This window comes from Cellulomonas sp. SG140 (genome assembly GCF_025770785.1).
Taxonomy (GTDB): Bacteria; Actinomycetota; Actinomycetes; order Actinomycetales; family Cellulomonadaceae; genus Cellulomonas.
The window spans coordinates 204,990-217,787 of the sequence record NZ_JANZLA010000008.1; the positions used below are offsets into that span (position 1 = coordinate 204,990).

Below are 12,798 nucleotides of genomic sequence, written 5' to 3' on the forward strand. Positions count from 1 at the left end.
GGCGTGGCGCGCGGGCCGTCGGGCGGCGCGGCCGCACATCGTCCGCCCTGGTGGGGGCCTTGCCGCAAGACCCCCTGTGCCGTATACGTTGATAGTGGCGAGAGGGCGATCGAGCGCCCGCTAGCCGACTCCCCCGTCCACCACCGTCTGTGCGACGTGCGCGCTGCGCGGGGTCGAGGGCAGCACCAGGGCCACCACCACGAGCAGCAGGACCGCGGCGCTCCCCGCCGCCAGGCCGGTCGGCAGGGTGTGCGCCGTCGAGATCGCACCGACGGCCAGCGCGCTGGCGGCCTGCATCCCGTAGGCGAGCAGGTACGCGGTCGACGTGGCAGCCGCGCGGTGATGCGGAGGCCCCGCGGCGATCACCGCCGAGATCCCGGCGGAGAACAGCAGCCCGTACCCGGCTCCCCCGACGGCCGAGGCGCCGACCAGCAGCCACAGCTGGCGCACGTCGCCGGACGCGATCATCAGCGTCTGCCCGCACACCACCGCGACGGCTCCGCCGATCAGCGCCGACCTCGGGTTCACGTCGCGCGCGACGATCGCGACCGCGCCGATGGCCACCGCCGACGTCGCCAGCACCAGGCCGGTGACGGTCGCGTCCGTCGAGCCGACCACATCCCGCGCGTACTGCGCGCCGACCCCGAGGTACACCGCGCCCAGGCAGTAGGCGGCGGAGATCGCGAGGGCCCCGGCGAGGAAGGTCCGCCGCGGTCGAGGGACCACAACCGGCTGGAACCGCCAGCGCGGCGCGGCTGCCGGACGGTCGTCGGGCAGGCGTCCGACCAGCACCAGGGCCGCGACGATCGCCGCCACCAGCACCTCGAAGGGCAGCTGACGCGGGTGCGGCCAGTCCTGGACGGCCGCACCGCCGAGCACCAACGCTGTGACCAGGCCGATCGACGAGGCGACGGTGACCACCGAGCCGCCGTGCCCGCGCCGCCCCGGCCCCCCGTCGTCCCCGCGCCCGCCGAGCCCACGCTCCCGCTCCGGCGATCGACCCGCCTCCACCGTCGCGGCCCCGAGCGACGCTCCAACGCCCAGTCCCATCAGGGCACGCCCCGCCACGAGCGCGCCCAGACCGGGAGCGACGGCCAGCGCCAGGGCGCCGAGCCCGAGCAGCACGAGCCCGACGAGCGTCGCGCGGCGCCCGCCGACGATGTCCGACAGGTTCCCCAGCACCAGCAGCGCCAGGATCATCGCCGCCGGGTAGGTGGCGAAGGCGACCGTCGTCTCGAGGGTGCTCAGGTGCCACGCCGAGATGTAGAGCGGGTAGATCAGCGTCGGCGCGGCCGACGCCCACAGCGCCAGCATCACCACCGCCGCCCCGGCGATGCGGGCGGAGGCCCGCCGCCGGGACGCGCTCACCGGCCGCCCGCCGCGAGCGCGCCCAGCTGCGGGTACAGCGCCTCGACCGGTCCGGACAGCGCCGCTCGCACGTCACGGCTGACCTGGTCCACCAGGGCCTCCGGCTCACCGGCCTCCACCGCGTCCCAGATCGCCGCCACCACGTCGGCCGGGTCGTTCTTCTCCACGTCCAGCCCGGCGATCATCGGCGTGTCCGTGTAACCGAGGTGCGCGCCCACCACCTGGGTGCCCTGCGGCGCGAGCTCCAGCCGCAGCGAGCCGGTCAGCGACCACAGGGCCGCCTTCGACGCCGAGTAGCCGCCTGCGATCGCGAGCCAGCTCAGCACCGACAGCACGTCGACCAGGGCGCCTCCGCCGTTGCGCGCGAGCGCGGGGGCGAACGCCTTGGCTACCCGCAGCGCTCCGAAGACGTTGGTGGCGAACACGCGCTCCACCTCGGCGACCGGCGATGCCAGCAGAGACCCGGCGCCGTGGACACCCGCGTTGTTGACGACGACCGTCACGTCGGTGGTGGCCTGCGCCGCCGCGGCGACGCTCGCCTCGTCCGTCACGTCGAGCCGCAGCGGGACCACGCGCGGGTCGTCCCACTGCTGCGGCGACCGTGCCGAGGCGTAGACCTTGCTGGCGCCGCGCGTCAGGGCCTGCGCGACGAACTCCCGTCCGAGCCCGCCCTGCGCCCCCGTCACCAGAACGACCGATCCCCCGAGCTGTGCCATGGTTCCTCCTCGCTAGGTTGGAGAAGTGAACCTAACATGCTGAGTCGGAGATGTGGACCGAGGTAGGCTGGAAGGGTGCTCGGGATCCTCGGGGGCGACGCACGGTGCCCCATCGCTCGTTCGCTGGACGTGCTCGGTGAGAAGTGGACGCTGATGGTGGTGCGCGACGCCCTCGCCGGCACCACGCGGTTCTCGCAGTTCCAGGCGTCGTTGGGTGTGCCGCGAGACGTGCTGGCCGAGCGCCTCGACACGCTGGTGCAGGCCGGGGTGCTGATCCGCCGGCCGTACAAGCCGGAGTCGGGACGCACGCGCGACGAGTACGTCCTCACCCCGGCGGGTCACGAGCTGTCGCTGGTGCTCATGGCCCTGGGCGACTGGGCGAACCGCAACCGCCCGTCGACCGACCTGTCGAACCTGGAATTCGTCGAGGCGGCGACCGGCGAGCGCGTGCGGCCGACGGCGATGGCGGGCGACCGCCAGGTCGCGACGGCGGACGTGACGGTGCGCCGGCGCGACTGAGCCCGCGCCCTCTGACGTCTACCTGGTCGCCCGGCGCCTCACCTGACGCGGCAGGACGACGAGCCGGATCACGGATGCCGCGAGCAGCAGTGCGAATGCGACGCGGAGCCAGACGTTGTCCGGCCGGATGGCCCCGTACAGGCCGGCCAGTCCGAGCAAGGCCACGGCCAGTGCCTGATACCGCCCCCACTCGGTGCTCCGAGCCGGCGGCAGAAGGTTCGAGCGGATGAACAGCCCTCCGGCCAGGACGTATGCCACCACCAAGACGATCATGCTGACGCGCACATCTGCCCCCTAGCGCCAACGACCTGCAGCTCACCCGCGACGCTAGCGGGGCGGCGCGGGAACGGGCTTGCGAACCAGCAGGCGAATCCGGGCAGCAGCGGGGCCGACGTGCGAGGACGACCGGGGCGAGCCGAAGAACTGGTGCAGCACCGCAGCCGCGTCTCGCGACTCGGAGTTGGTGGGCCAGTCATCCACGCTCGGCCGACCGGAGGGAATGCCTGTACGGCAACCCGGTTCACCAGGGAGGATGTGCGCTCGACGACGAGTCGGCCCGCACGGCCGCTCGTCGTTCGTCGTCCCGCCCGTCGTCGCGACCCCCGGGAGGCCCCGCATGATCGCCCTCGAGCTGCTCGTGGTGCTCGGCGCCGTCATCGTGCTCGGCACCGCCGTGGCCCGTCGCACGCGCGTCGCGCCGCCCATCGTCCTGCTGCTGATCGGCGTCGCGCTGGGCACCGCCCCCGCGCTGCGCGCCGTGCACCTGCCGCCGCAGCTGATGCTGCTGGTGTTCCTGCCGGCGCTCCTGTACTGGGAGTCGCTGACCGTGTCCGTGCGGGAGATCCGGGCCAACCTGCGCGGCATCGTGCTCTCGTCCACGCTGCTGGTGGTGCTGACGGCGTGGGCCGTTGCGGCTGTCGCGCACCGGCTCGGGGTGCCGTGGGGACCCGCGTGGGTGCTCGGGGCGGCGGTGGCGCCGACGGACGCGACCGCGGTCGGCGCCATGGCGCGCACCCTCCCCCGGCGCACCGTCACCGTGCTGCGCGCCGAGTCCCTGGTGAACGACGGCACGGCACTGGTGCTCTACGCCGTGGCGGTCGGCGTGACGGTCGGGTCCGACCACCTCGCGGCGGGGCACGTCGCCGGGCTGTTCGCGCTGGCGTACCTCGGCGGGATCGCCGTCGGCGCGCTGGTCGCGTGGCTCGGCGTGCAGGGCCACCGACGGGTCGGCGACCCGCTGCTGGGGAACACCCTGACGGTGCTGATCCCGTTCAGCGCCTACCTGCTGGCCGAGCTGGTGCACGCATCCGGCGTGCTGGCGGTGGTGGTGTGCGGGCTGGTGATGAGCCAGGTGGGGCCGCGGATCGACGGTGCGCAGAGCCGGTCGCAGAGCACGGCGTTCTGGACGTTGACGACGTTCCTGGTCAACGGCGCGCTGTTCGTGCTGATCGGCATCGAGGCACACTCGGCGGTGCGCAGCCTGGTGTCCACCGACCTGGTGACGGCCCTGGTGGTCGGCGCCGGTGTGTACGTGGTGATCCTGGTGTCGCGGTTCGTCTTCCTGGTCGCCTCCGCCTACACCATCCGCGCGATCGACCGGCGGCCCTCGCAGCGGCTGCGTCGCGTCACCAACCGGTCGCGGGTGGTCAGCACGGTGGCCGGGTTCCGCGGTGCGGTGTCGCTGGCCGCGGTGCTGGCGGTCCCGACGACCACGGCCTCCGGTGCGCCGTTCCCCGACCGCGACCTGCTGGTGTTCGTCACCGCCGGCATCGTCGCCACCACGCTCGTCGTCCAGGGCCTGGCCCTGCCCCTCGTCTCCCGCTGGGCGCGCATGCGACCGGACGACGACGCCCAGGCCGCCGAACGGCTGCTCGCCGACCGCACCGCCACCGAGGAGGCCCTGTCCGCGATCGCCGAGGTGGCCACCGAGCTGGGCGTCGATCGCGAGGTGGCCGACCGGGTGCGCACCGAGTACTTCGAGCACCTGCTGCTGCTGATGGCGCGCGGCGCGCCGGGGCCCGAGGCGGAGCCGGCCGTGCGGCGGGAGTCGCAGGACGCCGCGCTGCGGCGGGCGCTGCTGGACCGCAAGCGGGCGACGGTGGTGCGGCTGCGCGACGATCGGGCGATCGACGACACCGTGCTGCGGCAGGTGCAGGCGCGCCTCGACATCGAGGAGCTGCGGCTGGAGCGGGAGCAGCTGGCGCTGGACTGAGGCGGCGCTGCACTGAGGTGGCCCCGGACCGAGCCGCCGCAGGGCGAACGGCTACGCGCGGACCCGCGGCTGCCGATGGTCTTGGGCGAAGGCTCGCCAATGGAGACGAGCCGCTCGGAACCTCGTGAGGAGGACCTCCACATGCCAGTGCCAGCGCGCCAGGACCCGAGGTGGCAAGCGCTCGTCGAGCACCCCGAAGCCCACACGTACAGCTTTCTCGCCCTGCGCATCCTGATGCAGCGCATCGCGCGCAACTCACCCCTCGCCCCGGCCGCCCGCGCCGCGGCGATCGAGGAGGTGCAGGCGCTCTTCACCAAGAACGAGCGGCTGGTCGCAGCCGACATCCAGTCCATCTTCGGCTGACGCGCCAGCCCCTCATCCGCAAGGAGAGACCATGCCAGGAAAGCTGCTCACCGTCGCCGAGGCCTCCGACGCGATCACCGCAGGCGCGGCCGTGCTCGTCGCCGGCGACGAGTCGCTGCTGCGCCAGCTGCCGCAGGGCCGGTGGATCGGCGGGACCATCCCCTACTTCATGACCGACGCCGGCGGCCAGGTCAACCGCGAGCTCGTCTACGTCGACACCCTGCCCGAGCAGGTCACGGACGTCCGCGTGCGCAGCTGCTCCGCGGCCGAGCTCGACGGCCTCACGTCCGACGCGTTCGACAACGGGTTCAGCGTGATCATCGTCCCGGCCGGCAGCGCCGCCCACAGCCGGTACGCCGCCGAGGCGCCTGAGCTGCCCGGGCTGTTCGACCGCCCGGTGGTCGGCTGGGTCTCCGGGGTGCACCTCGACGACCTGGGCACCGCGAGCGCCAAGGTGTTCGCCGGCTCGGGCACGAACGTCAGCGGCGACGACGCCGTGGTGCTGCACGCCGCCCTCCCGGACGGGGTGCTGGCCAGCGCCGAGATCGTCAACCTGTTCCGGCAGGGCGACGGCGCCACGCTGACGTTCGACTCGACCGGCTTCTCGCAGGACAAGGTGCTGGTGGACGGCGTGCCGCGGGTGTTCTCGGAGTACCTGCACGAGATCGGCCACGACGTGCGGCTGCCGCTGGTGGCGGACTACTTCGGGGCGATGATCAACGTCTCGTTCCAGTCCGTGCCCGACGACGGCGGCACGGTGGACCTGTACGCGCCGGTGTTCTCCGGCATCGAGTACAGGCTCGCGGCGCCCATCGGCGACTACGTCGGCGACTTCGTCTCGCACCTGCCGGCGAGCTCGGTGACGCCCACCTTCTCCTGCAACTGCATCCTGAACTTCCTGTACTCGGAGCTGGAGGGCAAGCGGACCGGCGACATCGTCGGGCCCATCACCTTCGGCGAGATCGCCTACCAGCTGCTCAACCAGACGCTGGTGTACCTGCAGCTGCACGACTGACGTCGCGCTGCAGCCGGCGCTGGGCTGACGCGGCGCAGCGGCGGGTTCAGGAAGCCGTGAACTGTGACCCGCCGCTCGCCAGCGTCGCGTCGAGCGCGGTTCGGTGCGTGCCTCGGAAGAGTGACGCTCGCCGCGCCCGCCGAGCGCGGCGTCGGCCGGCGTCGCGCGCCTCGCTAGCCTGGGGCCGCCGCGCGGCTCGCTGCGGTGCACCACCAGCGCACGGGGCTGGTGAGGGGCCTGCCTCGAGGAGATCAGCGCAGTGGACCACGTCGACGATGCGCTCTTTGACCCGACCGCACTGAGCACGCGTGACGACCTCGCACGAGCCCTGACGGCGCTGCGGGAGCGACGCGGTGCCACGGTGCGGGACCTCGCCCGCGCTGCCGGCGTCCCGGCCGCCACCGTGAGCGGCTACCTCACCGGCCGCCACGTGCCACCGCTGGCCGCCACCGAGCAGTTCGTCCAGGTGCTGACGGCTCTCGGCGTGCCGGACGACGAGGTGCCCGCGTGGCTCTCCGCCGTCACCCGGCTGCGACGAGCGCCCGGCCGGCGACCGGTGACCGCGACGGCCCCCTACCGCGGGCTGGCGGCGTACCAGCCCGAGGACGCGGCGCTGTTCTTCGGCCGCGAGGACCTCACCGAGGCGCTCACTGTGGTGGTGCGCGGGACGCCCACCACCCCCGTGGTGGTGATCGGCTCGTCCGGCTCCGGGAAGTCGTCCCTGCTGCGCGCGGGGCTCGCCGCGCGGCTGCGCGCCGAGGGCGTCCACGTGACCGTCACCGAACCCGGCGACGACCCTGCAGCCTTCCTCGACGCGGAGGTCGACGACCTGGCGCCCGGTGCCGTGCTGGTGGTCGACCAGCTCGAGGCCGTGTTCGGCACCGACGTGCCGGCAGCCGTGACGGACCAGGTGTTCGACCGGCTGGACCGGCTGCAGCGCACCGGCGTCACCGTGGTGGTGGGCCTGCGCGGGGACTTCTTCGACGCGGTGCTGGGGGTCGAGACGGCGGCCCGGTGGCTGGTGGAGAACCAGTTCCTGGTCGGCCCCCTGCCGGCGGACGCCCTGCGCCGGGTGATCGTCGAGCCCGCCCGTGCCACCGGCATCGAGATCGAGGCCGCCCTGGTCGAGGTGCTGGTCTCGGAGGCCACCGGCGGGCCGGGCGCCCGTCTGGAACCGGGCGCCTTGCCTCTGCTCTCGCACGCCCTGTACGCCACCTGGCTCGCTGCCAGCGGCCACCGGCTCACGCTCGCGCACTACCGCGAGGCCGGCGGGTTCGCGGGGGCGATCGCGCAGACCGGGGAGGCGGTGCACGAGTCCCTGACCGAGGAGCAGCAGGCCGCCGAGCGCGACACGCTGCTGCGGCTGGTCCAGGTGCGGGACGGCTTCAGCGACATGCGGCGGTCGGTGCGCGCGAGCGCGTTCACCACACCCGCCGAGCAGCAGGTGATGGCGGCGTACGTCGAGGCGCGGCTGATCACGTCCGACCGCGACCACGTCCAGCTGGCCCACGAGGCCCTGCTCACGGCCCTGCCCCGGCTGCGCGGCTGGCTCGAGGAGGACCGCGACGGGCTGCGGCTGCACAACCGGCTGGCCGAGGCGGCGCAGCACTGGGCGGACTCGGACCAGGACGGCGACCTGCTGTACCGCGGCTCCGCGCTCGAGGCGGCCCTGCGCTGGGCCCGCGGGTCCGGGCATGCGCTGACGCAGGTCGAACGGGACTTCCTGGACCGCAGCGACGGCGCCGAGGTGGCCCGCGTCACGGCACGGCGGCGTGCCGGTCGCCGGTTGCACGCCCTGGTGGCGGTGCTCGCGGTCCTCGCGCTGAGCACCGGCGGCCTCGCGGCCGTGTCCGTGGTGCAGAGCAGGCGCTCGGCGCACGCACGTGACGTCGCGGTGTCCCGGCAGCTGGCGGTGACGGCCCAGCAGCTGGCCGCCACCGACCCGGCCCTGAGCGGTCAGGTGGCGGTGGCGGCCACCCTCGAGGCCGACACCGTGGAGGCCCGTTCGGCCCTGCTCAGCGCGGCGGGCCGGACGCCGGTGTCCCGGCTCGCCGCGACGGGCGGGGTGCTGAACTCCGTGGTGACCAGCCCCGACGGCACGTACGTCGCCCTCGCGGGCGAGGGCGGCCGGCTGCTCCTGTGGTCCACGGGTGACGACCCCCATCAGCTCGCCGCCGTGGCGACGCCCGGCAGCCGCTACCACGCGGCCTTCACCGGCGACGGCGCGCGGCTCGCGACGGCCGGTGCCAAGGGGGCGCTGGAGGTGTGGGACGTCAGCCACCCGACCCACCCCGTGCCGGTCACGGTCGCGCAGGCCGGCACCACCGCGACGTTCTACGGGGTCGCGTTCAGCGGGGACGGCACCGCCCTGGCGGCCGCCGCGTCCGACGGCACCGTGCAGCTGTGGCGAACGGCGGACGGCGGCTACCAGCACGTCGGCTCGGTGCACGCCTTCACCGGCACCGTCCAGGCCGTCACGCTCGACCGTACGGGCGGCGTGCTGGCCGCCGGTGGGTCGGACGGCCTGCTCGGGCTGTGGGACGTGCGCACCCCGGTGCAGCCGGTCCCGCTCGGGGCACCCGTCAGCTCGGCCACCGGCAAGATCACGTCGCTCGACCTCAGCCCGGACGGCCGCACCCTCGCCGTCGGGGCCGCGGACGACGTCGTGCACCTGTGGGACGTCAGCTCGCCCGCGGCCCCGGTGGCCGGTCTGAAGCTCGTCGGCCCCGCGTCCTGGGTGAACTCCGTGCGGTTCGACGCGACCGGCACGCAGCTGGCCGCCGCCAGCTCGGACAAGCACCTGTGGGTGTGGAGCACCGCGACCGGCGCGGTGACCGCGTCGCTGGCCCACGCGACCACGCTGATCTCGGCGGACTGGAGCCACGACAGCACCCGGCTGTACTCGGGCGGCGCCGACGGGATGCTGCGCGAGTGGACGTACCCGGGTACCGTGCTGGGCGGTTTCGCGGCAGCACCGGGACAGGCCGTGTTCAGCCAGCACCTGCTGGCGACCGCCACCAAGGACGGCGTGCGGCTGTGGGACGTGGCCGACCCGACCCATCCCTCGCTACTGAGCCTGTCACCGTTCCCCGGCAAGGCCCGGCTCGACGGTTCGGTCGCCGTGTCCGCCGCGCTGCACCTCCTCGTCGCCGGAGACACGACGGGTGGCCTGAGCTTCTGGGACATCGCCGACACCGCCCGGCCGCGCTACCTGACCTCGGTGCAGGCGCACGACGACTGGATCGACGCGGTGGCGTTCGACCCCACCGGCACCCGCCTCGCCGCGACGTCTGACGACCGGTCCGTCACCTTCTGGGACCTGTCGAACGGGGTGCCGTCTGCACCGACCGCCCGCCTCAGCCACCTCGACAGCCAGGGCACCTACGTGAACAGCGTGGCCTTCTCCCCCGACTCGCGGACCGTCGCCGCGGCCGTGCTGAGCGGCAGGGTGGTGCTCATCGACGTCACCGACCTTGCGCACCCCGCGCCCGTCGGCGCACCGCTGACGGGCCCGAAGGGATACGTGTACTCCGCCGCGTTCAGCCCTGACGGGAGCACGCTCGCGGCCAGCGGGGACGACAGCTCCATCTGGCTGTGGGACGTGAGCGACAGGGCACGACCGGAAGCCCTCGGCGCGCCGCTGCTGTGGGCGGACGGGCACGCGATGAGCGTGCGGTTCAGCCCGGACGGGCGCTACCTGGGCGCGGGGATGACCGACGGCACGGTCCGGCTCTGGGACGTCACGGACCCCAAGGCACCACGGCGGTGGGCGAGCCTCGACGGCGTGCCGGGCAACGTGTTCGGCGTCGACTTCTCCCCCGACAGCAGCTACGTGAGCGCCGCCGGGGTCGACAGGACCGTCCGGATCTGGCCGCTCTCGCTGGCGCCGGCGCGCCAGACGATCTGCGCGGCGGCCGGACGGGGGCTCGGCATGAGCGCCGCGGAATGGAACAAAGCAGTCGATGGTGTGACAGAACCGACGCTCTGCCCGTAGCCAGGAAAGCGCGGGGAATTCGCCGTACAAGGTCGTACGGTGCGCTGCGTTGTTCGGTTCCGTCGTGGTGTGACGTACTTCTCCTGCAGCACGCAGGCATCGTGCTGCGCGCCTGCCTGCAGGCCTCGTCCGCCCGGGGGTCGGGTCATGAGGCCCGCACGAGCCGATTGCGGCGCGGCCACGCGACCGCCGGTCGGGTCGGTCGGGGACGGCTGTGCGCGGGGGGATCCGCAGCCGTCCCCGGTGGCCCGGTGCGACCCGCAGGGGGGATCGCTCCGGCCCGCCGGGTCGGCTGCTGGACCTGAGCGAGGCAGCGCCGACCGAGCGCCGCGGAGCGCTCTGCGGCCGGCCGCCCACCATGGGGACGATTTTGCAGAACTGTTGTGCATAGAACTCGTGCACACATAGTGTGCACTCGTGCCGACCTCCGACCCCACGGGCCAGACCACGTTCCACCTGGACGCTGCAGCCCTGAAGGTGCTCGCCCATCCCCTGCGCTCCCGCCTGCTGTCGGCGTTGCGCCGCGGTGGCCCCGCCACCGCGACCGACCTCGCCACGGCCCTGTCCACCAACACGGGCGCCACGTCGTACCACCTGCGCAAGCTCGAGTCGGTCGGGCTCGTCGCAGACACCGGCGAGGGCGAGGGCAGGCGGCGGCTGTGGCGGGCAGCGACCGACGCCCACGAGTGGAACGCCAGCGACTTCGCCGGCGACGAGGACGCGCAGACGGCGCTCGGCTGGCTGGTGCGCGACTACAGCCGGCACCTGGGGCAGCAGTTCGAGCGGTGGCTCGACGTCGAGGCGGACTGGCCGCTGCCGTGGCGGGACGCCGCCGGGCTCAGCGACCAGCTGATCGTGGCGACGGCGGAGCAGGCCGCGGCCCTCAAGGGCGAGATGGAATCGCTGCTCGCGCGGTACCGGCAGGTCGGTGCCGGGCATCCCGACGCCCGGCGGCTCGCCGTGTACACGGTGCTGTTCCCGGTGGACCTCGACGAGCGTCCGGACGACGCGTGACGGGCGCCGGTGCCACCCGCCAGCACCCCGTGGTGAGGGCCGCCGCCGCGCGCCGCACCGTCCTGCTGCTGACCGCCACCCGCTGGTTCCCCGTCGGGCTGACCATCGGCGTCACCACGCTGCTGACCCTGCAGCGCGGCATGAGCGTCGCCCAGCTGGGCGTGATCCTGTCGATGCAGGGGTTCGTGGTGCTGGGCCTGGAGCTGCCGACGGGCGGGCTGGCCGACGCCGTCGGGCGGCGTCCGGTGCTGCTGGCCGCCTCGCTGGTGGGGGTCGCCTCGGGGCTCGTCTTCATCAACGCCCGCACGTTCGGCGCCTTCGTCGTCGCCCTGGCGCTGCAGGGCGTGTTCCGTGCGCTCGACTCCGGTCCGCTCGAGGCGTGGTACGTCGACACGGCCCGCGCCGACGACCCCGACGTGCGGGTGGAGCCGACGCTGGCGCACGCCGGCATGGTGCTCGGCGTGTCGATCGCGGTCGGCGCGCTGCTGTCCGGCGGGCTGGTCGCCTGGCACCCCGTCGCGTCGATGCCGGCCCTGGCGCTGCCGTACTGGCTGGCGCTCGGCTTCCAGGTGGTCAACGTCGTGGCCATCGCGGTGCGGATGCACGAGCACCGGCCGCACGGAGCGGCCGCGGGCCGCCGGTCGCGCGTCCGAGACGCACTGCGGTCCGCCGCCGGTGCGCCGCGCACCGTGCTGAACGGCGTCCGCGTGATGGCCGCCTCCCCGGTGCTGCGCGCGCTGGTGCTGGTCGAGGTGTTCTGGGCGATGGCGATGATCGGGTTCGAGACCCTGTTCCCGGTGCGGCTGTCCGAGCTGGCGGGCGGTCAGACGAGGGCCGGCGCCCTGATGGGTCCCGTCTCCGCCGCCGCCTGGGGGCTGTTCGCGGTCGGCTCGGCGCTCGCCGCACGGGCCAGCCTGCGGATCGGCGTCGCCTGGACAGCCCTGCTGGCGCGGGTGCTCAACGGCGCGCTGGTGGTGCTGATGGGGCTGATGGCGGGGCCGATCGGCCTGGTCACGGCGTTCCTGCTGACCTACACGGTGCACGGTGCGGCCGGGCCGATGCACTCCACGCTGCTGCACCGGGAGGCCGGTACCGGCACCCGCACCACCGTGCTGTCGATGAACTCGATGGTGTCCGGCGGTGCGTACACGCTGGGTCTGCTGGTGCTGGGGCCGCTCGCGGAGCACTCCGGGACGCCCACGGCCATCGTCGTCGCCGGCGCCTTCAGCATCCTGGGCGCGGCCCTGTACTGGCCGGCGCTGCGGCACGAGCGCGCGACCCACGCGTCCACGCAGGTCACCACGACGGCGCCGGCGGACGTGTAATCGCGGCGGCGCCAGCCCGTCACGCAACTCTTGACAGCGCTCCCACAGCCCACGACCGTTGCACGCACAGCCGGTCCGAACACTGCGTCCATCCCCGCCGGCTGCGACAACGGAGTCCATCGCCGGCGCACGGCCGCACCGGCCTCAGCAGTGTGGGAGCGTTCTCATGGCCCGACCAGCACGAAAGCTCGTCTCACTCGCGGCAGCCGCCGCCCTCGTCCTGCTCACGGCCGGGGCCGCCGACGCCCACGGCGTGCCCGGTGCACCGGGCA

10 protein-coding genes are annotated in these 12,798 nt (G+C 73.9%); 7 read left to right on the top strand and 3 right to left on the bottom strand.

The genetic code is table 11. The features are described from left to right. Positions 1-120: 120 nt before the first annotated feature. Positions 121-1,368, bottom strand: coding sequence for an MFS transporter (locus tag N0B34_RS15115; protein ID WP_263732244.1), 1,248 nt, complete (start codon positions 1,366-1,368; stop codon positions 121-123). Next, on the bottom strand, positions 1,365-2,084 hold the full coding sequence (locus tag N0B34_RS15120; protein WP_263732245.1) for an SDR family oxidoreductase: 720 nt from the start codon (positions 2,082-2,084) through the stop codon (positions 1,365-1,367). The genes N0B34_RS15115 and N0B34_RS15120 overlap by 4 nt, the downstream gene beginning before the upstream one ends. A gap of 75 nt (positions 2,085-2,159) precedes the next feature. Between N0B34_RS15120 and N0B34_RS15125 the strand changes: the two genes are divergently transcribed. Beyond that, positions 2,160-2,603, top strand: coding sequence for a winged helix-turn-helix transcriptional regulator (locus tag N0B34_RS15125; RefSeq protein WP_263732246.1), 444 nt, complete (start codon positions 2,160-2,162; stop codon positions 2,601-2,603). A gap of 18 nt (positions 2,604-2,621) precedes the next feature. On the opposite strand, the gene N0B34_RS15130 is transcribed toward N0B34_RS15125, so the two are convergent. Further along, entirely contained in the window at positions 2,622-2,876 is a 255-nt protein-coding gene (locus N0B34_RS15130; protein WP_263732247.1) for a hypothetical protein, read from the bottom strand. Between the two features lie 343 nt (positions 2,877-3,219). Here N0B34_RS15130 and N0B34_RS15135 point away from each other — a divergent pair, with 343 nt between their 5' ends. The 6 genes from N0B34_RS15135 to N0B34_RS15160 all read left to right on the top strand — a co-directional run bounded on the left by N0B34_RS15135 (position 3,220) and on the right by N0B34_RS15160 (position 12,526). Then, positions 3,220-4,815, top strand: coding sequence for a Na+/H+ antiporter (locus tag N0B34_RS15135; protein ID WP_263732248.1), 1,596 nt, complete (start codon positions 3,220-3,222; stop codon positions 4,813-4,815). 141 nt (positions 4,816-4,956) lie between these two features. Continuing rightward, entirely contained in the window at positions 4,957-5,178 is a 222-nt protein-coding gene (locus tag N0B34_RS15140; protein WP_263732249.1) for a hypothetical protein, read from the top strand. A gap of 31 nt (positions 5,179-5,209) precedes the next feature. Beyond that, positions 5,210-6,193 (top strand): DUF6976 family protein, encoded by a 984-nt coding sequence (locus tag N0B34_RS15145; RefSeq protein WP_263732250.1) that lies wholly within the window; start codon positions 5,210-5,212, stop codon positions 6,191-6,193. Positions 6,194-6,452: 259 nt separating this feature from the next. Next, positions 6,453-10,187, top strand: a complete 3,735-nt coding sequence (locus N0B34_RS15150) for a helix-turn-helix domain-containing protein (RefSeq protein WP_263732251.1) — start codon at positions 6,453-6,455, stop codon at positions 10,185-10,187. A gap of 417 nt (positions 10,188-10,604) precedes the next feature. After that, complete coding sequence (locus N0B34_RS15155) at positions 10,605-11,201, top strand: ArsR/SmtB family transcription factor (RefSeq protein ID WP_263732252.1); 597 nt, start codon at positions 10,605-10,607, stop codon at positions 11,199-11,201. Beyond that, positions 11,198-12,526: an MFS transporter gene (locus N0B34_RS15160; RefSeq protein ID WP_263732253.1), complete on the top strand. Its 1,329-nt coding sequence runs from the start codon at positions 11,198-11,200 to the stop codon at positions 12,524-12,526. The genes N0B34_RS15155 and N0B34_RS15160 overlap by 4 nt, the downstream gene beginning before the upstream one ends. Positions 12,527-12,798 lie beyond the last annotated feature (272 nt).